The following is a 25999-nucleotide window of genomic DNA, read 5'->3' on the forward strand; positions in this document are numbered from 1 at the left end:
CCATGGTGTTAGTTTCGCATCGCTTCACAGTCGCACCATTCAGGCCCGACGCTTCAGCTCCACCACCACCCCGTCGCGGTAACGCGCTTCCAGCGTCGCCCATTCTCGCTGCGCCTTGTCCATGGCCGCCTGCTTGATGTGGCCGTAGCCGCGCACCTGCTCCGGCAGCTGCGCCAGCTTCAGCGCCGCCTCCTTGTTGTCCACGCGCAGGCCGGTCGCCAGGCCGCGCGCGAAGGCAAGGTAGCGGTCGCGCAGCGCGCGCTCGTCCTTGCGCTCGTGGGTCCAGCCGAAGGGGTCCAGCATGGTGCCGCGCAAGCCCTTGAAGCGGGCCAGCACGCCGAACACCGGCATCATCCAGCCGCCCAAGGCGATTTTGGCCGGCACCCCGGAACCCGGCTTCTTGCGCGCGAACAGCGGCGGCGCCAGGTGGAAGCCCAGCTTGTAGTCGCCTTCGAACTGGGCGGCGATCTGTTCACGGAAGGCCGGGTCGGCATGCAGGCGCGCGACTTCGTACTCGTCCTTGTAGGCCATGACCTTGAACAGGTTGCGCGCCACCGCCTTGGCCACCTGCTTGCGCGAGCCGCTGCCTTCGAGCGCAAGCTCGCGCTGCGCGACGGCAGCCACCGCCTGCGCGTACTGCTGCGCGTAGGACGCGTCCTGGTAGCGCGTCAGCCAGTCGACGCGGAAGGCGACCATCTCTTCCAGCGATTTCGGCGCCGCGAACTGGATCACCTGGGCCGGCTGGGCCATGCCGTCGAGCTTCGCGCGGTCGGCGGCCAGCAGGCGGCCCAGCGTGAAGGCGCGCTTGTTCATGTCGACCGCCACGCCATTCAGTTCGATCGCCCGCATCAGGGCCGGCAGGCCGACCGGCACCAGCCCCTGCTGCCAGGCATAGCCCATCAGCAGGATGTTGCTGCCGATCGGGTCGCCGAGGAAGCGCGCGGCCGTCGCCTGTGCGTTCAGGCGCAGCAGGTTCGCCTCGCCCGTCGCGGCGCCCAGCCTGCCCAGCAGGCCTTCGCGGTCGACCTGGGCGTCGCGGTCGCGCGTGAAGTCGGCAGTCGGGATCTCGTGTTCGTTGGCGACCACCTTCGTGTGATCGTGGCGGATGACGGCCAGGCCGTCCGGCATGCCGGCCACCACCAGGTCGCAGGCGAAGACGGCGTCGGCCTGGCGCAGGTCGATGCGGACCTGGTGCAGGCGCTCCGGCGAGCTCGCCACCCGCACGTGCGAGAGCACCGCGCCGCCCTTCTGCGCAAAGCCCATGAAGTCCAGCGTGGACGCGCCCTTGCCTTCCAGGTGGGCCGCCATCGTGATCAGTGCGCCCACCGTGACGACCCCGGTGCCGCCGACGCCGGCCACCAGGATCTCGAAGGGCGTTGCCAGCGCCGGCAGCCGTGGAACCGGATAGCTTTCCAGCGCGCGTTCCAGGTCGGCCAGGGACATCCTGACGCCAGCCGGCTTGCGCAGCGTACCGCCCAGCACCGAGACAAAGCTCGGGCAGAAGCCTTCGACGCAGGAGTAATCCTTGTTGCAGGACGACTGCTCGATCTGGCGCTTGCGGCCCAGCTCCGTCTCCAGCGGCAGGATGGACAGGCAGTTGGACTGCACGCCGCAATCGCCGCAGCCTTCGCAGACGGCCGGGTTGATCAGCATGCGCCGCGCCGGGTCCGGGAACACGATGTTATCGGGCTTGTTTTTCTTGCGGCGGCGGCGCTTTTCGGCGGCGCAGGTCTGGTCGTACACCAGCACCGTGACGCCGGGAATCTCGCGCAGCTGGCGCTGGATCGCATCCAGTTCGCCGCGGTGATGGACCGTCACGCCTTCCGGCAGGGTCACGCCTTCGTAGTTGTCCGGGTAGTCGGTGACCACCACGGCCTTCCTGACGCCTTCGCTGATCACCTGCTGCAGGATCTGCGGCACCGACAAGGTGCCGTCCACCGGCTGGCCGCCGGTCATCGCCACCGCGTCGTTGTACAAGACCTTATAGGTGATGTTGGTGCCGGCGGCCACGCTCTGGCGGATCGCCAGCGAGCCGGAATGGTAGAAGGTGCCGTCGCCCAGGTTCTGGAAGATGTGCGGTTCATTCACGAAAGGCGAGGTGCCGGCCCAGCTGACGCCCTCCCCGCCCATCTGCGACAGGTAATAGGTGTCGCGCTGCATCCAGGTGGCCATGAAGTGGCAGCCGATGCCGGCCAGCGCACGGCTGCCTTCGGGTACGCGGGTCGAGGTATTGTGCGGGCAGCCGGAGCAGAAGTAAGGTGTGCGGCGCACGCCTTCCGCGGCACTGAAAGGCAGTTCGGCGGCGCAGAAATCCGGCAGGTACCGGTGCAGGTCCAGCGCCGGGAAACGCGCGCCAAGCCACTGCACAAGCACTGGCGCAATGCGCGAGGGCCGCAACTCGCCCAGCGCGGACAGCAGCGGCGCGCCATCGCGGTCCGTCTTGCCGATCACGGCGGGGCGCTGCCCGGGCGCCACGTTGTAGAACAGGTTCTTGACCTGCTGCTCGATCACCGGCCCCTTTTCTTCGACCACCAGGATCTCTTCCAGGCCTTGGGCGAAGTCCGACAGCCGGCTCGCTTCCAGCGGGTAAGTCAGCCCCGGCTTGTACAGGCGCACGCCTAGTTCCTGCAGGCGCTCGACGGAAATGGCCATGCGCTCCAGCGCTTCGATCAGGTCGAGGTAGGCCTTGCCGGCGCCGATGATGCCGATGCGGGCGCCGGGCGCCGCGACCACCAGGCGGTCGATCGAGTTCGCGCGCGCAAAGGCCTGCACCGCTTCCAGCTTGGCGGCCACGCGCTGCTCCAGCGCCAGGCCGGGCAAGTCCGGCCAGCGGTTGTGCAGGCCGTCCGCCGGCGGCGTGTAATCGGTGGGCGCCGCAAAGCTGGGCATGGCCGGCAGTTCGACCACCGCGCCGCCCTCCACCGTTTCCGAGATCGCCTTGAAGCCGCACCAGGCGCCCGTGAAGCGCGACAGCGCCCAGCCGTAGAGGCCGAATTCCAGATATTCCTGAATGTTGGCCGGATTAATCACCGGCATGCCCCAGGCGATCAGTGCCTGCTCGCTCTGGTGCGGCATCGAGGAGGACACGCAGCCATGGTCGTCGCCGAGGATGGCCAGCACGCCGCCATGCGGCGAGGAACCGTAGACGTGGCCGTGCTTGAGGGCGTCGCCGGCGCGGTCCACGCCCGGTCCTTTGCCGTACCACATGGCGAACACGCCGGCGACCTTGCGGGTCGGGTTGGCTTCGACCTGCTGCGAGCCCATCACGGCGGTCGCGCCCAGCTCCTCATTGATCGCGGGGAGGAATTCGATGCGGCGCTCGGCCAGCAGCTTCTTGGCGCGCCACAGCTCCTGGTCGACGGCGCCCAGCGGCGAACCGCGGTAGCCGCTGACGAAGCCGGCCGTGTCCAGCCCCTGCGCTTCGTCCAGCTGCTTCTGCATGCACAGCAGGCGCACCAGGGCCTGGGTGCCGGTCAGGAACACCCGGCCGCGCGTGCGGGTCAGGTTGTCGTCGAGTGCGTAGTCGGGGTCTGCCAGCCCGAGCTGCGCGGGATTCGTCATGTCGTTCATGTTTTTATGGTTTTGGGTAAATGATGAGACAGGATAGGACGCCGGGCGCGAAAGATTTTTTCTATCTTTGCAATTTACGGCGGTAGAATTGCAAGAACTTGTCTACTTCCGGCCAAAATGATGAAAAATCATTCGATTGATGCAGCATCCATGAAAATTCTCGCCGAGCTGCAGAAGGACGGCAGGATCTCCTCGAACGAGCTGGCGGAAAAGATCGGCATGTCCGCCAGTCCGTGCTGGCGGCGCCAGAAGGAGCTGGAGGACAACGGCTACATCGTGCGCTATACCGCCCTGGTCGACCGCCGCAAGCTGGGGCTGGCGGTGGTGTGCCTGCTGCACGTCTCGCTGCTGCGGCACGCGGAAGGCGTGGTCGAGCAGTTCGAGCAGGCCATGCGGCTGCGGCCGGAAGTCGTCGAATGCTACGAGACCACCGGCAGCTCGGATTACCTGGTCAAGGTGGTGGTGGCCGACATGGACGCCTACCACGACTTCCTGCACAACGTGCTGGTGAAGCTGAACGGGGTCTCGCAGGTGAACACCAGCGTGGCGCTGCGCGAGGTGAAGTACGAGACCGCCTTGCCCTTGTAGCCATGCAGGCAAGCCCGGAGAATGCGATCATAGAGGGCGCAGTCTCATTTCACAGAACAAATCAACAAGGAACCGACACCCATGACGACGACAAGCAGCTATCCCGATACCCGACTCCTGATCGCCAACGAATGGATCGAAGCCACCGGCGGCAAGACCATCCCGGTCGTCAATCCGGCCACCGGACTGGCCATCGGCACCGTGGCCCATGCCGCCATCGCCGACCTGGACCGCGCCCTTGCCGCTGCGCAGAAGGGCTTCGAAACCTGGCGCGCCGTCCCCGCCTATGAGCGCGCCGCGACCATGCGCCGCGCCGCCAACCTGCTGCGCGAGCGCGCCGGCGACATCGCCCGCCTGCTGACCCAGGAACAGGGCAAGCCGCTGGCGGAAGCGAAGATGGAAGCCATGGCCGGCGCCGAGATCATCGACTGGTTCGCGGCCGAGGGCATGCGCGTGTACGGGCGCATCGTCCCGGCGCGCAATCCGGCGGCCCAGCAGCTGGTGCTGAAGGAGCCGGTCGGCCCGGTCGCCGCCTTCACGCCCTGGAACTTCCCGATCAACCAGATCGTCCGCAAGCTGTCGGCAGCGCTGGCCACCGGCTGCTCCTTCCTGTGCAAGGCGCCGGAAGAGACGCCCGCTTCGCCGGCCGCCCTGCTGCAATGCTTCGTCGATGCCGGCGTGCCGCCCGGCGTGGTCGGCCTGGTGTTCGGCGACCCGGCCGAAATCTCGGGCTACCTTATTCCGCATCCCATCATCCGCAAGGTCACCTTCACCGGCTCGACCCCGGTCGGCAAGCAGCTGGCCGCCCTCGCCGGCGCCCACATGAAGCGGGCGACCATGGAGCTGGGCGGCCATGCCCCGGTCATCATCGCCGAAGATGCGGACGTGGCGCTGGCAGTCAAGGCAGCCGGCGCCGCCAAGTTCCGCAATGCCGGCCAGGTCTGCATCTCGCCGACCCGCTTCCTGGTCCACAACGCGGTCAAGGAGGAGTTCACGCGCGCGCTGGTGGCGCATGCCGAAGGCCTGAAGCTGGGCGACGGCCTGCAGGAAGGGATCACGCTGGGCCCGCTGGCCAACGCGCGCCGCGTGACGGCGATGGCCAAGGTCGTCGAAGATGCGCAGGCCAAGGGCGCCGTGCTGGCGACCGGCGGCAAGCGCGTGGGCGAAGCCGGCAACTTCTTTGCGCCAACCATCCTGGCCGACGTGCCGCTCGAAGCCAGCGTGTTCAACGACGAGCCCTTCGGCCCGGTCGCCGCGATCCGCGGTTTCGACAGTCTGGTCGATGCGATCAATGAAGCCAACCGCCTGCCCTACGGCCTGGCCGGCTATGCCTTCACCCGCTCGATCAAGAACGCGCAACTGCTGATGAACCGCGTGGAAGTCGGCATGCTGTGGATTAACCAGCCTGCCACGCCGAGCGCCGAACTGCCCTTCGGCGGCATCAAGGATTCCGGTTACGGCTCCGAAGGCGGCCCCGAGGCGCTCGAGGCCTACCTGAACACCAAGGCGGTGTCGATGGTCGGGGTGTAAGCAGCTGCGCGTCACCCCTTGGGCGGCCATTGCTTGATGATGGCCGCCAGTGCGATCAGCACCAGGGCCGCCTGGGGGTGGTCCTCCAACATCGCCAGGAATTGGGTAACTATCTGAAGCTTATCCATAACTATCCTTTCAACTTCATCCAGAATAAAGCCCGCTGAGGGCTGCTTTGCCTGGAAAGCCGCGCCCGGCTTGCCTTGCACTCGATTGGAGTGTCGAGCCTGGATGAAGTTGCCGATGGAACCTTGATCCCTGACCCTAATCAACTATAAGCAAGGGTATAGGCGCCAGATAGCTTCGGATAGAACGGAGAGCATGCGCGAGCAGGTGAGCACCATCAAACCTGCCGATGATGCAAACCAGTAATGTCGAGTCAGTCATTACCGGAATGCTCATGGAAAGTGTAATCGTCTACACTGGCAAGGATTTGCGGCGGATGCGCGAGGAAGGCGGATGCGGCCATTGGACCGCCAGCCCGATCCGCGTGGAGGCGGCCCAGTACCTCGTCTGCGTCAGGAACCGCCGCGAGCAGTGGGCCGCGATGGATTTCGAGCACGGCGTCGCGTTCCTGATCGCGCGGATCAAGCGAACGAAACCGTCGCCGCATGCGGCAAGGATCACGATTGAATTCGAGACCTATGCGATGGTCCATATTCCCGGCGCCTGGCAATTGCTCGCCAACAGCCAGCGCTTTCCGGTGGCTTACCTGGAGACGGCGGAACTGTTCCGCCGCCTGGACCTGGATCCGGACGCGCTGAACTGGCAACAGCTACTGGGCCCCGCCCTGCCGCTGCAGGTCGCGGAAAAAGCGGCCACTTACGCGGCGGCCGACGCCAGTGAAGGCAGAGGCGGCAACTTTACCGATGCAATCGCGGAGGCCAAGCGCAAGCTGGCCGAGTCCCTGGGCATAGCCGCCGAGAAGATCGAAATAACGATACGCCTGTAAGACTCAGGTCGCGGCAAACGTCCGCACGACAAACCTGATCAGCTGGGCAATCAGCTGCCCGCCAAACACCGCCAGCACTGCAAACGCGAGTATCTGGCAGACACGCAGCGCCAGCTCATGGCCGCGCCAGCGGCTGCCGAAGCGCAGCGGACGGTGCAAACTCGCCGGCAGATGTACATGTGCGAAACGAAGCTTCATGGTTGTCTCCATTTGTAGCAATGTTGTGAGTACAGCATACGCCTGCATCGGCCCGCCTGCAAATGCACGAGCGGGACGTCATCTTGTCCTTCTTGCAGGAAAGTTTATACTTTACCCAACCAACATCAGGAGACTTGCCATGATCCGTGCCTTTGTCCTTGCCGCACTGTGTGCTGCCGCCCTTCCTTCCGCCTGGGCCGCCGAAGACGCCGGCTTCTGCAAGTCGATGTGCGGCAGCGAGCGCCAGGAGTGCCGCGCGACGGCGCGCAAGGCCACCGGCAACGACGACCTGCTCGAGCGCGGCACAGTGGAAAAGAATCCGTTTGCAAACACGGCCAGCCACGCCCAGGGCCAGTCGGAGCAGATGCGTGCGGCCGACCAGGCCAGTTTCCACAAACGGCAGTCGGAACGCTACGGGGTGTGCGAAGACAAATACCTGCGCTGCACGCGCACCTGCAGCATCCCGGCCAAGCCCGCGGGCGGCGCATAAAAAATGCCGCTGTCGCGCATGTCGACAGCGGCAAACACTCAGAGGATCACTGAGGTGGAGACACAAAGAAGCAGAGAGACTACCTGACGAAACATGACAGGAAGTTGGGACGCCTTTGGCCTTCACAAGGCCCGGGACGGGTTAGCAAATTCCTGTCGTGACGTCAGCGAAATCGCACAGCCACTTTGCAATCCCGGTGGACCGCCATACTGCCCGGCTAACGGACGACCGGTTTGCCGCGACTGCGGTAGGATCGGGCCATGTGTGGACGATTTGACCAAAGCCAGACCGCGCGCCATTACGCCAATGCCTTCGGCTGGGCGGACGCGGTGTTCGACAGCGAATCCGCGCCGACGACCAACGCCGCGCCGGGCACCTATCGCCCTGTGCTGCATATGGAGGACGGCGAGCACCACGTCGACGACGTGTTCTGGAGCTATCGCCCCCGTTGGGCCGAGGGCAAGATCCCGATCGCCATCAATGCGCGCCTCGAAAAGCTGAGCGGCAGCTACTGGTCGCGCCTGCTCAAGAACGGACGCGGCATCGTGCCCGCCGAGGGCTGGTACGAATGGACAGGCGAAAAAGGCCACAAGCAGCCCTGGCACATCCACCGCAAGGACCACGCTCCCCTCTTCCTGCTGGCGCTGGCCAACTTCGGTCCCTTCGAGGAAAACCGCGCCGAAGCCGGCTTCGTGCTGGTCACCGACGATGCCCACGGCGGCATGCTCGATATCCACGACCGCCGGCCCGTCGTGCTGGCCAAGGAAGATGCCGAACTGTGGATGTCGCCCAACCTGACGCCGCAACAGGCGCTCGAACTGGCGCGCCACGCCGCCGTGCCGCCCGAGGACTTCGACTGGTACAAGGTCAGCACCAGGGTCAACAACGCCAGCGCCGGCGGCCCGCAGATCGCCCAGCCCATCGCCGGTGAGGACGAGGACTGAAAAAGCCCGCACACCTTGCGGCATGCGGGCTCGAACAGGAATTACCCCCGTTACAGCTTAGTGCTGATACGCGCCGATGTCGTAACCGGTCGAGGCGTTACGCGCTTTGCCGTCCAGGTCGGTCGGGTAGGCATTGGTCGCGGTGCCACGGCCGATGGCCGGCGAGCTGCTGGTCAGGTGGTAGTCCGGGGTCGCGGCAGTGCGCGAGTAGGCCTTGAACAGCGGATTCGAGCTGATGGTGCCGGTGTCTTTCAGGCCATTGCGCAGCGAGATGTTGTAGGTCGGGTTCTGGAACACCAGGTTGTTGACATACTTGTTGCCGGTACCGGTCTTGCCCTGCTCCGAGATACCATACTTGTTGTCGTAAATGATGTTGTTGGCGACATAGACATTGTTCGCGCCGGCCGTCGTGTAATAGAAGTCGCCGCCGCCCACCACCATGCCGAAGTTCGAGCTGGTCACGGTGTTGTTGGTGATGACCACGTCGGTGGCGTCGTGCCACAAGTGGATACCGACCGCGCCCACGCGATAGACCAGGTTGTTCTTGATCGTGCCCGAGGTGCTCACATAGATACCCTGGACGTAGGTGCAGCCTGCCGGGCCGATGTCGTTGACGACGTTGCTGACGATGTCCGACTTCACGCCGTGGTAGTAGCTGTCCACGCCGATGGCCGAGCCGCCGGCGCTGGTGCAGGCGACGCTGCGGGCGATGTGGTGGATATGGTTATCCTGGATCATGCCGTAGGAGCCGCCGGTGTAGATGCCGTGGGTCCACTTGGTGCCCGAACCCGAGTTGGTGCCGTCGACGTCGAAGCCGATGATGCTGACGTAGTTGCCGCGGTTGTCCCAGGCGTTGTTATTGGACGAGCTCGACGGCGGAACGATCTTGGCGCCCCACTTGGTGGTCGAAACCCAGTAGATGCGGCCGCTGGAGGTGCCGTTGGCGGTGGTCTTGATGCCGCCGGCGTAGGTGCCCGGAGCGACCCAGACGGTTGTGCTCGCCTTGGTTGCCATTTTCGCTGCCTTCGCCAGGGTCTTGAACGGCGCTGCCTTGGTGCCGGCGGCGCTGTCGTTGCCGGTCGGCGAGACATAATAGTTGTAGGTCGTCGTCGGGGTCGTGGTCGTGGCGCCGCTGCCGCCGCCGGTGGCGGCTTGCAGGTTGACGTATTCCTGGCTGGCCTTGAACTGCGCTTCGACGAAGCTGATCGGCACGCCGGCAGCGACCAGGTTGCTCCAATACGCCAGGCCGCCCGAGTCCGGCTCGCGCTTGAGCAGGGTGCGGTACAGGTTCGTCACCTGCTGGGTCGGGGTGCCGGCGGTGGCCGACGAGGTGATGCTGGCCAGGAGGCGCGGCTGGGTCGAGGTCGCCTGGGCTTCGGCGGCCAGCGGGTGGCCGTCGTAGCCGCTCAGTGCGAAACTGGCAGGCGCGGTCGAGGCGCTCGCTGCTGCTGCGTCGGTCGTATTCGGTTCCACGGCGCTGGCGGTGGCATCGGCGCTGCTGGTGATGGCGGCAGCGGTCTGGCTGGCGGCGGCGCCCATGTCGGCGTTACCGCCGCAGGCGCTCAGGAGGACAGCGGCGCTGCAGCACAGCAGTGCGTTGATGCGGAGAGCCGGGGAAAACGAAGCTTGCTTTTTCATTCTACATTCCTTAGGTGCAAAGTGCCCCTGCGGCAACTAGAAAGGGCCGTATGGATGCGGGGGCAAGAGGGAGTCCGCGACGCAGCGCCGCGGACGCTTGGGTAAAGCGCAGTGCTTGCTATTAATGCTGGTAAGCGCCGACGTCGTAGCCGGTCGAAGCGTTACGCGCCTTGCCGTCCAGGTCGGTCGGGTAGGCATTGGTCGCGGTACCGCGGCCGATGGCCGGCGAGCTGCTGGTCAGGTGGAAATCCGGGGTGACCGCGGTGCGCGAGTAGGCCTTGAACAGCGGGTTCGAGCTGATGGTGCCGGTGGCCTTCAGGCCGTTGCGCAGCGAGATGTTGTAGGTCGGGTTCTGGAACACCAGGTTGTTGACGTACTTGTTCGCGGTGCCGGTCTTGCCCTGCTCCGAAATGCCGTACTTGTTGTCGAAGATGATGTTGTTCGCAACGTAGACGTTGTTCGCGCCGGCCGTCGTGTAGTAGAAGTCGCCGCCGCCCACCACCATGCCGAAGTTCGAGCTGGTCACGGTGTTGTTGGTGATGATCACATTGGTGGCGTCGTGCCACAGGTGAATACCGACCGCGCCAACGCGATACACCAGGTTGTTCTTGATCGTGCCCGAGGTGCTGACGTAGATGCCCTGGACGTAGGTGCAACCGGCCGGGCCGATGTCGTTGACGACGTTGCTGACGATGTCCGACTTCACGCCGTGGTAGTAGCTGTCCACGCCGATGGCCGAGCCGCCGGCGCTGGTGCAGGCCACGCTCTTGGCGATGTGGTGGATGTGGTTGTTCTGGATCATGCCGTAGGAGCCGCCGGTGTAGATACCGTGGGTCCACTTGGTGCCGCTGCCGGATTTCGTACCGTCGACGTCGAAGCCGATGATGCTGACGTAGTTGCCGCGGTTGTCCCAGGCGTTGTTGTTGCTCGAGCTTGCCGGCGGAACGATCTTGGCGCCCCACTTGGTGGTCGAGACCCAGTAGATGCGGCCGGTTGCGGTGCCGCTGGCGGTGGTCTTGATGCCGCCGGCGTAGGTGCCCGGCGCCACCCAGACGGTGGTGCTGGCCTTGGTCGCAGCTTTCACGGCGCGGGCCAGGGTCTTGAACGGTGCCGCCTTGGTGCCGGCCGCGGTGTCCGAACCGGTCGGCGAGACGTAGTAGTTATAGGTGGTGGCCGGGGTCGCGGTGGTCGCGGCGCTCACGGTCGGGCTCGATGCCGAGATCGAGGCCAGCAGGCGCGGTGCGCCGTCCGCCGGTGCTGCACCGCTGGATGCCGGGACGCCATCGTAACCACTCAGTTCGAAGCTGCTTGCGGCGGCTTCGGTCGCTTGCGCCGCGGCTGCATCGGCAGCATTGGGCGTGGTCGCGGCACTGTTTGCTGCGGTCTGGTCTGCACTGCTGGTGACCACGGCGGCGGTCTGCGATTGCTGGCCGTTGCCGGTATCGGTCATGCCGCCACCGCAAGCCGTCAGGAGGACGGCAGCGCTGCAGCACAGCATTGCGTTGACACGGATATCCGAAGCAAAAGTAACGAGTTTTTTCATCTGAAAGTACCTTGCGGCAAAAAGTGAATGTAACCCTTTGACGCAAGGAAACTTCCTTAGTTCAATCTTTTTTAAAATAAATTTCCTACAGTAATCGAATGCAAACGGATATTGCTGAGTAGAATCAGGTACTTATGAACAGACAATTGTTAAATGTCGATCAGTTCGAATGGCCGATGCACGGCCGGATGTAACAATCAAAAAAGCCCGCACACCTTACGGTATGCGGGCTGAACCCGGACAGCCAGGGGCTTGTCCGGGGAGCAAAACTGAGACGCTTAGTGCTCGGGTTTAATGCTGATAGGCGCCGATGTCGTAGCCGGTCGAAGCGTTACGCGGCTTGCCGTCCAGGTCGGTTGCGTAGGCATTGGTCGCGGTGCCGCGGCCGATGGCCGGCGAGCTGGTCGTCAGGTGATAGTCCGGCGTTGCCGCAGTGCGCGAGTAGGCCTTGAACAGCGGGTTCGAGCTGACGGTGCCGGTGGCCTTCAGGCCGTTGCGCAGCGAGATGTCGTAAGTCGGGTTCTGGAACACCAGGTTGTTGACATACTTGTTGGCGGTGCCAGTCTTGCCCTGCTCCGAAATGCCGTACTTGTTGTCGTAAATGATGTTGTTCGCCACGTAGACATTGTTTGCGCCGGCCGTCGTGTAATAGAAGTCGCCGCCGCCCACCACCATGCCGAAGTTCGAGCTGGTCACGGTGTTGTTGGTGATGACCACGTCGGTGGCGTCGTGCCACAGGTGGATGCCGACCGCGCCCACGCGATAGACCAGGTTGTTCTTGATCGTGCCCGAGGTGCTGACATAGATACCCTGGACGTAGGTGCAGCCTGCCGGGCCGATGTCGTTGACGACGTTGCTGACGATGTCGGTCTTGACGCCGTGGTAGTAGCTGTCCACGCCGATGGCCGAGCCGCCGGCGCTGGTGCAGGCGACGCTGCGGGCCAGGTGGTGGATGTGGTTATCCTGGATCATGCCGTAGGAACCGCCGGTGTAGATGCCGTGGGTCCACTTGGTGCCCGAGCCCGAGTTGGTGCCGTCGACGTCGAAGCCGATGATGCTGACGTAGTTGCCGCGGTTATCCCAGGCATTGTTGTTCGAGGAGCTCGACGGCGGCACGACTTTCGCGCCCCACTTGGTGGTCGAGACCCAGTAGATGCGTGCTGCGGCGGTGCCGTTGGCGGTGGTCTTGATGCCGCCGGCGTAGGTGCCCGGAGCAACCCAGACGGTGGTGCCGGCCTTGGTGGCGGCTTTTGCTGCGCGGGCCAAGGTCTTGAACGGGGCTGCCTTGGTGCCTGCGGCGGTGTCGGAGCCGGTCGGCGACACATAATAGTTATAGGTGGTGGCCGGGGTGGTGGTCGCGGCGCTCACGGTCGGGCTCGATGCCGAGATCGACGCCAGCAGGCGCGGCGCGCCATCGGCCGGGGCTGCCGCTTCAGTCGAGGCGGCGCCGGTCGAGGCCAGGCTGCCATCGTAACCGCTCAGTTCGAAGCTGCCGGCTGCAGCGGCTTCGGTCGCCTGGGCGCCGGCTGCGTCGGCAGCGTTCGGCGTGGTGGCGGCACTGTTTGCGACGGTGGTGTCGGTGCTGGAGGTGACGGCAGCGGCAGTCTGCGCTTGCTGGCCGGCGTCGGTCATGCCGCCGCCGCAGGCGGTCAGGAGGACGGTGACGCTGGCGCACAGCAGGGCGTTGACACGGATATCCGAAGCAAAAGTAACGAGTTTTTTCATGAGAAAGTTCCTAGCAGCAAAAAGAGAATGTACCCCTTTGAGCGAAGGAAACTTCCTTAGTTCAATCTTTTTTAAAGAAAATTTTCTCGTTGTAATTAAATATTTACAGAAAATATTTCTGTAAACCGTATGGCGCAAAACGGATCAGCTTGTGCGAACAAGGTTATGAGCTACATCGTATTGCGCGCGGCAACTGACTCGCAGTGAACATGGTCTTAGTACAGAGACCGTAGACCACATGCGAGGATGACGCGATGGGCGAATACCTAAGAATTCAAGAAATGCTCAAGGAAGGCGAGGATTATGCCGGACTGATCCTGGGCAAGGACGGGGAAGCGGATTACCACCTGGTGCTGCTGCCGGACGACGTATCGGACGTCAGCTGGCCGACCGCGCGCGAGTGGGCGGGCTCGCAGGAAGGCGACCTGCCCACGCGGCGGGAGCTTGCCCTCCTGTTCGCCAACCTGCGCGAACGCTTCGACCGGGTGTGGTACTGGTCGAGCGAACAGCACGACACGCGGCCGCAACTGGTCTGGGGGCAGAACTTCGCCAGCGGCATCCAGACCGTGTATGGCCGGCCTTTCCGCGGCCATGCGCGCGCGGTGCGGCGGATCGTCGGCGCCTGAGCCGCCAGGCTACCCGCCGCACCGGGCGCACCGGCAGGACCCGCTTTATTTAGCGGCGGCTGCCGGTGCTGCCGTCACGGGCACAGCGACGTTCGAACGGCCGATCTGTTGGTCCATGTTCGCCAGGAACCAAGCTGTCGTTGCCATGACGGCCGTGTGGCGGCGCAGGTTGTCGGGATCGACCTTGTCGAAGGTGTCGGCCGGCGTATGGTGGTAATTGAAGTAGTTGGCCGAGTCGATCCACGGCTCGAAGCTCGGCACGCCCGAGGTTTCCAGCTCGTGCAGGTCGCCCGACGCAATCACGTCTTCGCGGCGGAAGGCGCCTGCGCCGATCGGGTACAGCGCCGCCTGCAGCGGGGCCATCAGCTTGGCGGACTGCAGGCCGACGCCGGCGCGCAGACCGAAGGGGCGGCCGGAGCCGCTGTCGTCTTCGTAGGCGGCGAAATGCTTCTCGGCCGTCGACTTGTAGGCGTCGTTATAGCCCCTGCCCCCGCGGCCGCCGTTTTCTTCGTTCATCCACGCTACCACGCGGATGGTGCGACGCGGACGGTAGTCGAGCTTGCGCAGGGTATCGATCACGCCCATGGCGCTGACCACACCCGAGGCGTCGTCATTGGCGCCCGTGGCGAGGTCCCAGGAATCGAGGTGACCGGACACCAGCACGATCTCGTCCGCCTTGTCGGTGCCGGGCCAGTCGGCGATCACGTTGTAGCTGTCGGCGTCGGGCAGGATCTGCGGGGTCAGGGTCAGGTGCAGGCGCACCGGGCCGCGTTTGGACAGGCGGGCGATCAGCATCGAGTCCTCGATCGTGATCGCGGCTGCCGGAATACGCTTGCCTTCCGGCAGGTTCGTGGCGCCGGTGTGGACGATGCGATAAGCGGCGCCGCCGACGGCGCGCACCAGGGCGGCTTGCGCGCCCATCTCGGCGGCCATGCGCGGACCGGCGCCGCGGAAGGCAACGGCCTGTCCGTAGGCGTTGCCGGCCAGGCCGCGGTCGGCCATGTTCTGGTCGAAAGGCACGTCGAACAGCACGATGCGGCCCTTCACCTCGGCCGCGCGTGCTTTCAGTTCCTCGAAGCTGCGGACCACGATCACCTCGGCCGTGATGCCGGCCGCCGGGGTCGCGCCCGAGCCGCCGAGGGCGGTCAGCACGACTTTCTGGGTCACGCCGGCCGGTCGGCCCTTGTAGTCCACCACTTCGCAGGTCTCGGCGCCGCGCACCCAGTGCGGCACCTTGACCGGCTGCAGGGTGACCCTGGCGCCCAGCTTGCGCAGCTCGTCGGCCACCTGGGTGACGGCGGCGGCGGCGCCGGCGGAACCGGACAGGCGTGGGCCGACCAGGTCGGTCAGGTCTTCGAGGCGCTGGTAGGCATAGTCGCTCTGCATCGCCGTGTCGCGCACCTTGGCGAGCGCGGCCGGGTCGTTGCCCGGAGTGGCAGCGCTGACGCTGCTGGCGGCCAGGCTGGCGGCGATCAAGGTCAGGGCGGGAAGGCAGATGCGGCGTTTCATGCGTTTGTCCTTTGGTTCGGGTCGAAATGACTGAAACAATAGCGCAACCGCCGCAGTTTTAGGAAATTTATTGCGGTAAATACATTGTTGATGGACGCTCAAGCCGGGACCAGTCGCACTAATGTGATTTCGGACGGCGCCCCGAAGCGCTTCGGCGGTCCCCAATAGCCGGTGCCGCGGCTGGTGTACACCCACAGCGAGCGCACCCGGTTCAGGCCGGCAACGAAGGGCTGCTGCAGCGGCACGAAGAAATTCCAGGGGAAGAACTGGCCGCCATGGGTGTGGCCGGACAACTGCAGGTCGAAGCCGGCGTCGGCGGCTGCCGGCGCACTGCGCGGCTGGTGGGCGAGCAGCACCTTGACGGCAACGTCGGCCGGCGCCCCGGCCGCCGCCTGCTGCGGATCGCTCCTGTGGGCCGGATTGAAATGCTGGGCCGTGTAGTCGGTCACGCCGGCGATCATCAGCGAAGCCGCGCCACGGCGGCGGATCACGTGCTCGTTGAGCAGCACGCGCAGGCCCAGGCGGCGCACCTCGGCGATCCATTGCTCGGCGCCGGAATAATATTCGTGGTTGCCGGTCACAAAGAACACGCCGTCCGGCGCCGCAAGGCGGGCCAGCGGCGCCGTGTGCAGGGCCAGGCGCTGCACGCTGCCGTCGACCAGGTCGCCGGTGACGGCAATGGCGTCGGGCTTGAGCCCGTTGACCTTGTTGACGATGGCATTCAGATAGGCGCGCTTGATGGTGGGGCCGACGTGGATATCGGAAATCTGGGCGATCGCATAGCCGGCCAGTTCCTCTGGCAGGTTGACGATAGGCACGTCCACCGTGACCACGCGCGCGAGACGGCGCGCGTTGACGAAGCCGATGACGGACACCAGCAGCGCAAGCAGGGGCACTGCCACGGCGCTGTCGTGGATGATGGCCGGGCTGCCGGCGCCTGCAAGCGTGAGCACCAGCAGGATCACGTCGCGCAAGAGGGTCAGCACCAGCAGCGAGGAAAAGAAGCCCATCGCCAGCAGGCCGGCCCAGGACAGCGGTCCGGACCAGCGGCTGCGGCGCAGGCTGGGCGCGACCAGGCCGAGACGCACCAGCACAGCCGAGGCCGCGAGTAAAACGATGCCCACCAGCATGCCGGGCACGCCGATATCCATGCCTGGCAGCAAGCGGAGACCGATATACAGGTGCACCAGCACCAGGATTGCAAGAACAGAAATGGAAGAACGTCGGCGCGCCATAAACCTGAGGAGTAAAAGAGTGACACCTGCTAGATGGGGCAAGCGAGACCGAGTGCAAGTGCTGCACGTTCGAAATGTTACGTCCTCTGATGCAGGTGTAAGAATCTGTATTAACGCGTGGCAGCCTCGCCGGTGGGGACTATAGTACGTTCATGCCTGGCGTCGTTGAGATCATCCTGATCCCCCGTTGAGGCTAAGGAAAAAGCCATGTTGAACAAAAAATGCTTTGGTGCGGTACTCCTGGCCGCGGCCGCCGTGTCCTCCACGGCAATGGCTCAGGATCGGGGAGCGAACACTGTCATCGGCGCGCTGGCAGGCGCGGCCATCGGTGGCAGCGCTGGGGGACGCGATGGCGCCCTGGTCGGCGCAGCGATCGGCGCGGCCGTGGGTAACTCGGTGCGCACGAACGACGACTACTATTATCGCGACCGCGGAAACTACGGCTACGCGAACAATTACTACTCGGGCAGCTACTACCAGCCGGCGCCGGCCGCCGTGTACGTGGAATCGCGTCCGCGCTACTACTACGAACCGCGTCCGGTGTATGTCGAATCGCGTCCGTACTACGACCGTGGCCGTTACTACGATCGTGGCCGCTACTACGACCGCGACCGCGGCGACCGTCACCACGACCGTGGCGGCTGGGGCCATCACCGCTGATCGGCTCCCGCTGACAAAAACCGCGCTTCGGCGCGGTTTTTTATTGCCTGCCTTTTCCATGTCCCCCCGCTAGCCGGGCACGGCGGCGCCTGTGCCGCCTTGACGGGAGGACACATGCTCGAAGCGGGCGACATCATCACCCTGACGGCCGGCGCCTGGCGCCTGCGCGAACCGCTGGCCAGTTCCAGCTATGGCCTCCTGTGGCATGCCGAGCCCGCGGGCGGCGGCGCACCGGCCGTGCTCAAGCTGGTCAACACCGAACAGATGGCGCTGGCCCTGCCGCCGCAGCGCGTCCGCTGGTCGGCCTGCCTGCATGCCGAAATCGCCTTCCTGCGCGCCCTGCGTCCCTGGGACCAGCGCCACATCGTGCGCCTGCTCGACAGCGGCGAGCACCTGGGCCAGCCGGCGATGGTCCTCGAACTGCTCGACACCGACCTCGCGCGCCACCTGGATGCGCTGCGCAGCCGCGGCGACGCCCCCTCCTTCCCGCAGGCGCTGGACTGGACCGCCCAGGCCAACCAGGCGCTGGCGAAAGTGCACCAGTACGGCTGGCGCCACCTCGACCTGAAGCCCGCCAACCTGCTGGTGGACCGCCACGGCGCCCTCAAGCTGGCCGACTTCGGCACCAACCGTCCGCTACAAGACCGCAACGCCCATTCCTACGCAGGCACCGCCAACTGGCAGGCGCCCGAACAATTCTTCCCCAACGCCGACGGCCGTTACGTGACGGACGCGCGCAGCGACTACTTCGCCCTCGGCGCCCTGCTCTACCATGTGGTCACCGGCACCATGCTGCGCTTCTGCAGCGCCTGCGGCGGCGCCTGGCGCGAGCATGGCCCCGGCGCCGCGGCCTACCTGCGCGCGCGGCACGGCGGCGGCCTGCCCGCCATCCTCGCGTCCGACGAGGCTGCGCTCTTCCTGCGTCATGCCGGCCTCGCCGGCGCCGCTGCCGCGAACGCCGCACTCGGCCTGCTGCGCGCCCTGCTGGCGCCGCGCCCGGAACAGCGGCCCCGCCACGCCCTCGAGATCAGTCGCCTGATCGAACGCGCACGCAGCGCCTGCGCCAACGACACGATGCGGAGCGCGGCATGAGCGGCGCGGCGGTGTTGCGCGGCGCCGCACGCGGTGCCAGGGCGGCTGCCGGGCCGCGCATCCGGATCGACAGCGTGCGGATGAGCGTCGCCACCCTGCTCCTGCTGCTGTGCGCCCTGCAGCTGCTTTGCCTGCTGCGCGCGCCGGCCGCGTGGATGCCGGCCCGGGTCGCGGTGGCGCTGGATGCGGGCAAGGACATGGTGCTGGACGGCGCCGCACTCGGCTTGCCGCCGGCGGAGGGCGCACGGCTCCGGCTGCGCCGCGATGCCGCGGGCAGTTGGTGGGCCGCGGCCGCCGGCCAGGCGCCGCTGCAGGTCCAGCACGGCGACAGCCGGCGCCGCGCCGGCAGCGTGCTGCTGGCGCAAGGCCAACGCTTCCAGCTGGGGGCGTCGAGCTTCAGCGTGGATGCCGTCGACGCCGGCAGCGTCGCCTTCACGCGCGACGCTACGCGCTGGCAGTACGACGGCGCCACCTTGTACCAGAACGGCGTGGCCCGGCCCAGCTGCCCGGACGCCCGGCTGGCCGCGCGCATGGTCGGCGCCTGGAACCGCTGGCTGCCTTCGGTACTGGGCATGGCGCGTCCGCTGGTCTTCGGCGGCAACCTGGATTGCGGCAACCGCATCGCCATCGCCGGGGTGCCGGCGCCGGCCGCCACCATCAAATCGACGCCGGAGGGCATGCTGCTGGCCGGCGGCGCCGGCGCCCAGCAGGCGCCCCTGCTGCTGCAAACCGCCGCCAACGCGCACGATGCCGTCCTGCTGGCGGAACGCGAGGAAAGCCTGGACAAGGCGGGCGCGCTGCAGCTGGGCCGCACCCGCCTGCTCCTCGAACGCAACGGCGACCTGCTGCACCTGCAGCCGGTATCGCACGTCGCCCTCTACCGCGAAGCCGAACAGCGCCTGCCCGAAGGCGTCAGCTGGACCTGGGCCCGGCGCGCGGACTGGCGCCTGCCGGAACAGGCGCTGCTGCCGCTGGGCCTCGCCTTCGGTATCGCGGCGGCCGTCGCCGCGACCATGCTCCTGAGCGGCGCCACACGCCGCCTGGGCAGCGTGCGCGCGCTGGCTGCGGTGGGCGCCCTGCTGCTGTGCGGCGCCGGCCTGACCCTGCTGTATTTGCAAAAGAGCGGTGCGCCGGCCGGCGCCGGTATCGGCCTGCTGGTGGCCTGGGCCGCCTTCTGCTGCCTTTGGCTGGCCGGCGGACGCTCGCTCGCCGCCGGCGCCGCCGTGCTGCTGCTGGCCGCCGGCCTGCTCTCGCAACTCGAGCTGGGACTGGGCGCGCCGGAATCCTCCTGGCTGCGCCACGCCGGCAAGACAGGCGCCCTGCTGGCGATCGGCGCGGGCGCCTTCGGCCTCTTGCGTGCCCTGCGTCCGGGCCCGGACGCGCGTCCGCTGCCGCAAGCCCGCGTGGAACTGGCCCTGCTGTGCATGAGCGGCGCCGCGCTGCTGTTCCTGCTGCTGCAGGTGGCCTTCGGCGACGAGACCGGCGTCTTCGATTTGCAGCCGGTGGAATTCGCCAAGCTCGCGCTGACCGCCCTCAGCGCCCACTGCCTGGCGCTCGCGACCGGTGGCCAGCCCGCGCCAGGCGGCGTTCTCTTGCGCGCGCTGCGCCTGGGCGCGCCGGCCCTGCTGTTCCTGGTGCTGCTGGCGGTGGCGCTCGTGCAGGTCGACGACTATTCGCCGCTGATCCTGCTGACGGTCTGGGGCTGCGCGATGGCGCTGGCCTATGCGCTGGCCAGCCGCAAGTATCTGCTGCTGGGCGCCGTCCTTGCCGCCGCGCTGGCCGCGGTGGCGGGCGTGGTGCTGCTGCGCGCCGCCGGTCCGGGCGAGTTCGCGCGCTGGAATTTTTACGCCGACCGCTTCATGGTCTGGCTCGATCCAGGCTCGCACCCGCACACCGGCCAGCAGTTGCTGCTGGGCGCGCAGGCCATCGCCGGCGGCGGCTGGTTCGGCGCCGACCACGCCTTCGGCCTGTTGGCGCTGGGCCAGGACGCCGGCGCCGCGCTACGCATCCCGGCCGTGCAGGACGACTTTGCGCCCTCCTTCTTCCTGAACCGGCACGGCCTGATCGCGGCCTTGCTGCTGTGGATGCTGCAGGCACTGTTCCTGGCCGGGCTGCTGCACACGGCCGTGCGCTGCTGGCTCTCGGGCGCCGGCGCGCGCGACTTCCGCCTGGCCTGGTACGCCCGCTTCCGCTGCTTCCTGCTGTGCGGCGGCGCGGCCTTCGTCGCCGGCCACTTCCTGCTGTCGTGGGGCACCAACCTCGCGATCTTCCCGGTGATGGGCCAGCCGATGAGCTTCCTGTCGGCGGGCGGCTCGCACCTGCTGTTTTTCATCTGCCCCCTGCTAGTTGCGGGTGTCGCCAGCGAACCCGAACATCAATGAAGGAGAACGAATCATGCCAGTCTATGTGCAGCACGAAACCCTAGCCCGGATCAACGATGTGTTCAGCCCCGAGGCGATCTGGCAGGCGCCGGGGCTGGCCCTGTTCTCGCGCCGTCCGCTGCTGCGCGACCTGCTCGAACGCGCCCCGCGCGAGCAGCGCGGCCGCGCCGCCACCCGCTGCTTCTCGCACGTGACGCTGGCGCTGCCGCAGGAAGAAGTCGACGACGACCGCCATCTCACGCGCGGCGCCCGCGTGCGCGACCTGGCCGAGGGCCTGGCGGCGCTGCACCAGAAGGACTTCGGCGACCTGTTGAAAGGCGACGAGGTGCGCTACCACGTGGTCGGCGACGAAGAACTGGCCCCGGGCGAAGTCGGGGTGCGCTTCGGCCATGCGGTCTACCTGCCGGCGCCGGGCGAAAAGGTCCAGTACACGGTCAGCGTCTCGCGCGACAGCGCGGTCTGGAAAACCGTCTGCCCGATCTACCCGAACCAGCGCCTGACCCTGATCGGCCACGACGAACACGAGACCACCCACGTGGCGCCCGGCTGGCCCTTCGGCGCGGAAGGCGCGATCCTCTTGATCAACGACGGACCGGAATCGCCGCTCGAAATCCAGGTGCGGCCCAAGGACGCCTTCGAACGCAGCTGGGACCAGGCCGGCGGCTACTACGCGATCCGCTCGCGACGCGGTGGCGTCGATGCCACGGGTGCGCCGTTGCGCCTGCTGCTGCGCGTCACGCCGGCGCCGGGCATCCGCAGCGTTCCCGCGCAATCCGCGGCACAGCGCGCCGCCGCGCCGATTCCTGCGCCGGTGCGCACCCCGCCCGCACCATCGGCTCGCCCCGCCGTCTGGAAGCCGCGCCAGGCCCTGAACGCCGACATGACCGCGGTGCCGCTGGCCGCGCAGGCATCGCCGGCGCCAGCGCTGGCCGCCACGGAAGCCGACGCCACCTACGCACCGGTCGCACGCCAGCGGGTCGCGCTGGCGGCGCTGGCCCTGCCGCGCCTGTCGCGCTACCGCGAAACCGGCGCCCAGGCGCTGGAGATCGGCCTGAACCGCGCGCTGGCGCCGTCCGCGCCCGGTCACGAATCGGTGCTGGGCTTCGCCATCGACGATGCCGACACCATGCACGCGGTGACCGGCGCCGGCCGCGAGCCGGTGGCGGCGCCTGCCTCATTCAGCCCGCTCGACGGCGCCCGGGTCGACCTGCTGGCGATCGCACCCGAGATGGCCGAACGCTACCTGGCCCTGCTGCGCCTGCCGCAGGCGCCCGCGCTGCCGGTAGCGCCGGGCGCGCGCTTCCTGTTCGGCCGCAGCGCGCCGATGCTGGCCGCGCTACGCGTACTCGATTCGCCGCGTTTCCTGCGCGCGGCAAGCGGCGCCGCGCCGTCCAGCGCCGACCGCCTCGGCCTGTCGCGCAATGCCTTCAGCTTCGAGGCGGCGCCGGACGGCTACCGCATTGCCCGCGCCAGCGCGACCCAGGCCTTGTACCACCTCGACGAGCAGCTGGGTTTCGTGGCCGCGATCGGCGAGGCCACGCCGGAGCAGCCTTACCTGCTGCCGCCCGGCCACCACCTGGTCGCCGGCCATTACGTCCTGCGCTTCGACGCCTGACGCGCCATGACGATAGCCGCACCGACCCAGGCCGCAACGGCGGCCGCCTACGTCCTCGGACTGGCGCTGACCCTGGCGCTGGCCGGCTGCCTGACGCCGCGTCGATGGTGGCGGCGCCCGACCGCCGGCAACCTCGCGCTGGCGGGCGGCGGCACGCTGGCCTTCGGTGTCTTGTTCTGCCTGATGTTCGCCGCCTTGATGCCGGCGCGGCCCGCAAGGCCGGCGGAGCCGCTGCCATTCGCGGAAAGATTCCCGCCGCCCCCGGCACGCACGCTGCCTGCAGCGCGCTACCGCGTCATCGACGACCTGAACCTGCGCGCAGCCAAGGCTACCGGCGCCCCCCGCGTGGCGGTGCTGCCGGCCGGGACCCTGGTCACGCCGACCGGCGCCCTCGATGGCGACTGGCTGCAGGTGCGCGCCCGCCTCGAGGGACGGCCGGTCGAAGGCTGGGTCAGCAGCCTGTGGCTACGCCGGGTCGACGAGGGCCGGATCGGCCAGCACTAGACGCATCGGGTTGTAGCGCACGATGCCGTCCTGAGTGGGCGCGGTCGGCACGAAGCCCAGCGACGCATAGAAGGGCAAGGCGTGGTTCGACGAGTTGACGGTGAAGGCGCCCGGGTGGCCGGGACCGAGGGCGGCCTCGCGCGCCGTCTCCCACAGCTTGCGCGCGATGCCGCGGCGGTGGAAGCGGCTGTCGACATAGAGGCTGTAGAGGTGGCTGCGCTGGCGCATGGCGACGAAGCCGGCCAGTTCGCCGTCGATCTCGGCCACGTGATAGACGAAGCCTTGCGCCAGGAATCCGCGCATGGCTTCCTCTCCCTGCTGGGCCAGGAAGGCGGCGGCGCCTTCAGGCGTGGATTCGTGCAGGATGAAGTCTTCGGCGGCGCGGCGCAGCAGTGCGGCGGCGGCCGGAATGTCGTCGGGGGTCAGGGATCGGATCTTCATGATCCGGCAAGTGTAAGGGAAAAGTAGCGCTAATCGTCGCTTGGCTTTTTGCTATTTGCGGTTACAGTAAGGGGATGCATGCACCAGAAGTTTCGCTCGCTTCCTCCCTGCGCTTCGGCGCCCTCGACGTCGCCGCCGCCTCGCGGCTGGGCGCCGGGCCGCGCCTGCGCGAAGAAAACCAGGACAATCTGCTGCTGATCGACAGCGGCGGCCAGGCCGTCTGGCTGCAGAACCAGCAGCCGCAGCGCCGCCAGCTGGCGCGCTGGCGCCAGGGCCATGCGCGTATCGCCGTACTGGACGGGATGGGCGGGCATGGCCACGGCCGGGAAGCGGCGGAAGCGGTGGTGGCCGGACTGCTGGCGATCCCGCCGATGGACTCCGCGGCCGAGCTGGCGCGCCGCCTCGATGCCCTGCACGCCGAGCTGCAGCGCCATTTCGCCCAGCTGGCCGGGCCGGGGCCGCGTCCCGGCACCACGCTCACCATGCTCGAGCTGCCGGAAGGCCTTGAGCCCATCCTCTACCACGTGGGCGACTCGCGCCTGTACGAGATCACGCGCGAACGCGTGGCCCCGCTCACCGTCGACCACGTGCCGGCCACCGCCTTCGCGATGGGCGGCCTGCTGGGCGAGCAGGAATGGTGGCAGCAGGTGCACGGCGAGCACCGGCCGCAGGTGTCGCAAGCCTTCATCCTCGGGAATGCCTTCGCCAATCCGGCCCAGCTGAACGACCCCTTATTCGAACTGACGCCGCTGAACCTGCCGTCCTGGCTGTGCGCGCTGCCGGACCGCCGCGCGCTCCGCCTGCGACCGGACGCCAGCTACCTGCTGGCCACCGACGGCCTGTGGTCCTGTTCGGATCCCTATGGCTGGGTGGGCCAGTGGCCGCAGTTGCTGGGCGGGCGGCTGGATGCGGCCGGCATGCTGGCCACCCTGCTGCGCGCCTACGAATCGCATCCGCCGGCCTTCTTCTACCCGGATAACGTGAGCGCCATCCTGCTGCGCACGCCGGGCACGGGTGCGCGCGAGGAGACCGTGCTGCCGGGCGCCTGAGGCGCTCCGCTTCAGTGTGGCAAAAAATGCTTTTTAGCAAAAAATCTTGCCGAATGATGAATACGGCGCGCCGCCTCAGCTTAAAATCACGTAAGCTCGACCCGACCGTCAACCGTTCAACCCGCCGCCCATGAAACGCTGCAGCAGTCCCGACCATCCGCACTGTACCGCCTGGGTCATGCCCGGCGAGCAGGCCTGCGCGCATGGTCACGGCCAGCCCGCTTTGGCGTCTCCTACGGCGGCGGATGCCCTCGGCTCCAGCTTCGACATGCTGCAATCGGTGCGCGCCCGGCGCGACGCCCCCGACGCCATCCGTCCAAACACGGCGCCCGCCGCGCGTCCGGAAATGCGCCCGCACCTGCACATCAGCGGCTTCGATCCGCGCGCCGCCGGCGGCCGCCAGGCCATCAAGCTGGAACTGCGCGGCATGCCGGACGACACCCCGGCCGAACTGACCCTGCTGCTGCAATCGGCCCTGCTGCCCCAGGGCGGCGGCCGGCAGACCTTCACGCGCAGCCTGCGCGGCGGCTGGCGTCCGCTGGTGGTCGAGTTTTCCTCGCGCGGCCGCGAACACGGCCAGTACCGCGTCGACGTCGAGCTGCACGCGCGCGATGAGCAGCACAGCGGCAGCGCCCGCACCTGGGTCGCCACCATGGTGCTGCTGGTCCCGCGCGCGGACGCCTCTCTGGCCGAGATCCACCAGACCTACCTGGCGGCGCGCAAGAACGTGCGCATCCATGCGGACGACGCCTCGATCGCACGCCTGCACGGCCTCGACGCCGCCGGCCCGCTCGACATCGCGATCGACGCCCGCAACGCTTCCATCGCCCAGCTGCAGTTCGGCGCCCGGCAAGGCAAGATCGACATGGCCCTGCCGACCATCGCCTGGGACGAGGACCTGATCGAGATCGACCTCCCGGCCACGCGCCCGGCCCACCCCTGCCCGGCCTCGCGCGCCTGCCTGGTCTATGCCGAGCCGGATGCGGGCATGCAGCGCCATTTGCGCCTGTTCGCGCTGGACGAGTGGGTAGTCGGCCGGATGGAAGCGGGTCCGAACGGTAGCCTGCTCGAAGCCGAGGCCGACGTCCTGCTGTGCCACTACGGCGAGCATGGTCCGGAGCACGACGGCCTGACCCGGCGCATCTCGGGCCGCCATGCCGTGATCCGCCAGGGCCGGCAGGGATTCGAAATCGAGGATGTGTCGCGCTACGGCGTCCTGCTGGACGGCGTCTGGCCCGGCAAGCACAGCCCGGTGGCGCTGCGGGTCGGCATGCGCATCGAACTGACCGCCAGCATCAAGGGCGTCGCGGCGCTGGTGGTGACGGCCCTGCTGCCGCATGCCGTGGTCCTGCACCGCATCGACGCCGGCGGCGCCGCCGAATGCATCATGCTGGTCGCACCGGACACCGCACCCTCGGCGAACCCAGGCGCCGCGTTGCCGCGTGCCGCCGTGCTGCCGCAACTCTTCCACCGCGACGGCGGCTTCTGGCACCGCGATCCGGCCACCGGCGCGGACACCCCGCTCGGCCCCACGGCCGCACTCGAGCGCCTGGCCGGTTTCCACGGCCGGGTACGTTTTACGGCAAGTCCCTATCCCGACTACCGGGCCGCCCGCGGCGCCGACCGCCGCGCGGCGCTCCAGCTGTCGGGCGCCTGACTCAGCCCGGCCGCAGCACCAGGAAGATCAGGGCTGCACCCGTCAACAACAC

21 protein-coding genes are annotated in these 25999 nt (G+C 67.4%); 13 read left to right on the forward strand and 8 right to left on the reverse strand.

Features of this window, described 5'->3' with window-relative positions:
* Nucleotides 1-39: 39 nt before the first annotated feature.
* On the reverse strand, nt 40-3561 hold the full coding sequence (locus LQV39_RS20565; protein ID WP_230028704.1) for an indolepyruvate ferredoxin oxidoreductase family protein: 3522 nt from the start codon (nt 3559-3561) through the stop codon (nt 40-42).
* 129 nt (nt 3562-3690) lie between these two features.
* Between LQV39_RS20565 and LQV39_RS20570 the strand changes: the two genes are divergently transcribed.
* From LQV39_RS20570 to LQV39_RS20580, 3 genes are all read left to right on the forward strand, one after another.
* Complete coding sequence (locus LQV39_RS20570) at nt 3691-4158, forward strand: Lrp/AsnC family transcriptional regulator (RefSeq protein ID WP_230028525.1); 468 nt, start codon at nt 3691-3693, stop codon at nt 4156-4158.
* Between the two features lie 81 nt (nt 4159-4239).
* Nucleotides 4240-5688, forward strand: coding sequence for an NAD-dependent succinate-semialdehyde dehydrogenase (locus LQV39_RS20575; protein ID WP_230028527.1), 1449 nt, complete (start codon nt 4240-4242; stop codon nt 5686-5688).
* Nucleotides 5689-6088: 400 nt separating this feature from the next.
* Nucleotides 6089-6640 carry a hypothetical protein gene (locus LQV39_RS20580; RefSeq protein WP_230028529.1) on the forward strand — a complete coding sequence of 184 codons (552 nt, stop codon included), beginning with the start codon at nt 6089-6091 and terminating at the stop codon, nt 6638-6640.
* Nucleotides 6641-6643: 3 nt separating this feature from the next.
* On the opposite strand, the gene LQV39_RS20585 is transcribed toward LQV39_RS20580, so the two are convergent.
* Nucleotides 6644-6838: a hypothetical protein gene (locus LQV39_RS20585; RefSeq protein WP_230028531.1), complete on the reverse strand. Its 195-nt coding sequence runs from the start codon at nt 6836-6838 to the stop codon at nt 6644-6646.
* Nucleotides 6839-6977: 139 nt separating this feature from the next.
* Between LQV39_RS20585 and LQV39_RS20590 the strand changes: the two genes are divergently transcribed.
* Together LQV39_RS20590 and LQV39_RS20595 are read left to right on the forward strand one after the other, a co-directional pair.
* Complete coding sequence (locus tag LQV39_RS20590) at nt 6978-7328, forward strand: hypothetical protein (RefSeq protein WP_230028533.1); 351 nt, start codon at nt 6978-6980, stop codon at nt 7326-7328.
* A 260-nt stretch (nt 7329-7588) separates the two neighbouring features.
* Complete coding sequence (locus LQV39_RS20595; protein ID WP_230028535.1) at nt 7589-8272, forward strand: SOS response-associated peptidase; 684 nt, start codon at nt 7589-7591, stop codon at nt 8270-8272.
* Nucleotides 8273-8329: 57 nt separating this feature from the next.
* On the opposite strand, the gene LQV39_RS20600 is transcribed toward LQV39_RS20595, so the two are convergent.
* From LQV39_RS20600 to LQV39_RS20610, 3 genes are all read right to left on the reverse strand, one after another.
* The gene (locus LQV39_RS20600) at nt 8330-9910 is read right to left on the reverse strand and encodes a right-handed parallel beta-helix repeat-containing protein (protein ID WP_230028537.1); all 1581 of its coding nucleotides are present in this window, start codon (nt 9908-9910) and stop codon (nt 8330-8332) included.
* A gap of 121 nt (nt 9911-10031) precedes the next feature.
* Nucleotides 10032-11453 carry a right-handed parallel beta-helix repeat-containing protein gene (locus LQV39_RS20605; RefSeq protein ID WP_230028539.1) on the reverse strand — a complete coding sequence of 474 codons (1422 nt, stop codon included), beginning with the start codon at nt 11451-11453 and terminating at the stop codon, nt 10032-10034.
* A gap of 291 nt (nt 11454-11744) precedes the next feature.
* Entirely contained in the window at nt 11745-13178 is a 1434-nt protein-coding gene (locus LQV39_RS20610) for a choice-of-anchor Q domain-containing protein (protein ID WP_230028541.1), read from the reverse strand.
* Nucleotides 13179-13459: 281 nt separating this feature from the next.
* Between LQV39_RS20610 and LQV39_RS20615 the strand changes: the two genes are divergently transcribed.
* Nucleotides 13460-13804 carry a DUF1566 domain-containing protein gene (locus tag LQV39_RS20615; protein ID WP_230028543.1) on the forward strand — a complete coding sequence of 115 codons (345 nt, stop codon included), beginning with the start codon at nt 13460-13462 and terminating at the stop codon, nt 13802-13804.
* Between the two features lie 45 nt (nt 13805-13849).
* On the opposite strand, the gene LQV39_RS20620 is transcribed toward LQV39_RS20615, so the two are convergent.
* Both LQV39_RS20620 and LQV39_RS20625 read right to left on the reverse strand, forming a co-directional pair.
* Nucleotides 13850-15313 carry a M20/M25/M40 family metallo-hydrolase gene (locus LQV39_RS20620; protein ID WP_230028545.1) on the reverse strand — a complete coding sequence of 488 codons (1464 nt, stop codon included), beginning with the start codon at nt 15311-15313 and terminating at the stop codon, nt 13850-13852.
* A gap of 98 nt (nt 15314-15411) precedes the next feature.
* Nucleotides 15412-16548, reverse strand: coding sequence for a metallophosphoesterase (locus LQV39_RS20625; protein ID WP_230028547.1), 1137 nt, complete (start codon nt 16546-16548; stop codon nt 15412-15414).
* 207 nt (nt 16549-16755) lie between these two features.
* Here LQV39_RS20625 and LQV39_RS20630 point away from each other — a divergent pair, with 207 nt between their 5' ends.
* From LQV39_RS20630 to LQV39_RS20650, 5 genes are all read left to right on the forward strand, one after another.
* Nucleotides 16756-17208 (forward strand): YMGG-like glycine zipper-containing protein, encoded by a 453-nt coding sequence (locus tag LQV39_RS20630; protein ID WP_230028549.1) that lies wholly within the window; start codon nt 16756-16758, stop codon nt 17206-17208.
* A gap of 114 nt (nt 17209-17322) precedes the next feature.
* Nucleotides 17323-18300 carry a protein kinase gene (locus LQV39_RS20635; protein ID WP_230028551.1) on the forward strand — a complete coding sequence of 326 codons (978 nt, stop codon included), beginning with the start codon at nt 17323-17325 and terminating at the stop codon, nt 18298-18300.
* Entirely contained in the window at nt 18297-20681 is a 2385-nt protein-coding gene (locus tag LQV39_RS20640; protein ID WP_230028553.1) for an FtsW/RodA/SpoVE family cell cycle protein, read from the forward strand. The genes LQV39_RS20635 and LQV39_RS20640 overlap by 4 nt, the downstream gene beginning before the upstream one ends.
* 13 nt (nt 20682-20694) lie before the next feature.
* Nucleotides 20695-22296 carry a hypothetical protein gene (locus LQV39_RS20645; protein WP_230028555.1) on the forward strand — a complete coding sequence of 534 codons (1602 nt, stop codon included), beginning with the start codon at nt 20695-20697 and terminating at the stop codon, nt 22294-22296.
* 6 nt (nt 22297-22302) lie between these two features.
* Nucleotides 22303-22800 (forward strand): SH3 domain-containing protein, encoded by a 498-nt coding sequence (locus tag LQV39_RS20650; RefSeq protein WP_230028557.1) that lies wholly within the window; start codon nt 22303-22305, stop codon nt 22798-22800.
* Here the strand turns inward: LQV39_RS20650 and LQV39_RS20655 are convergent.
* Nucleotides 22762-23241, reverse strand: coding sequence for a GNAT family N-acetyltransferase (locus LQV39_RS20655; protein ID WP_230028559.1), 480 nt, complete (start codon nt 23239-23241; stop codon nt 22762-22764). The two genes, LQV39_RS20650 and LQV39_RS20655, sit on opposite strands and share 39 nt — an antisense overlap.
* A gap of 74 nt (nt 23242-23315) precedes the next feature.
* Between LQV39_RS20655 and LQV39_RS20660 the strand changes: the two genes are divergently transcribed.
* Together LQV39_RS20660 and LQV39_RS20665 are read left to right on the forward strand one after the other, a co-directional pair.
* Nucleotides 23316-24290, forward strand: coding sequence for a PP2C family serine/threonine-protein phosphatase (locus tag LQV39_RS20660; protein ID WP_230028561.1), 975 nt, complete (start codon nt 23316-23318; stop codon nt 24288-24290).
* Nucleotides 24291-24420: 130 nt separating this feature from the next.
* Nucleotides 24421-25947, forward strand: coding sequence for an FHA domain-containing protein (locus tag LQV39_RS20665; protein WP_230028563.1), 1527 nt, complete (start codon nt 24421-24423; stop codon nt 25945-25947).
* Nucleotides 25948-25999 lie beyond the last annotated feature (52 nt).

Source organism: Massilia sp. Bi118 (assembly GCF_918697865.1).
In the GTDB taxonomy this organism is placed as follows: Bacteria; Pseudomonadota; Gammaproteobacteria; order Burkholderiales; family Burkholderiaceae_D; genus Telluria.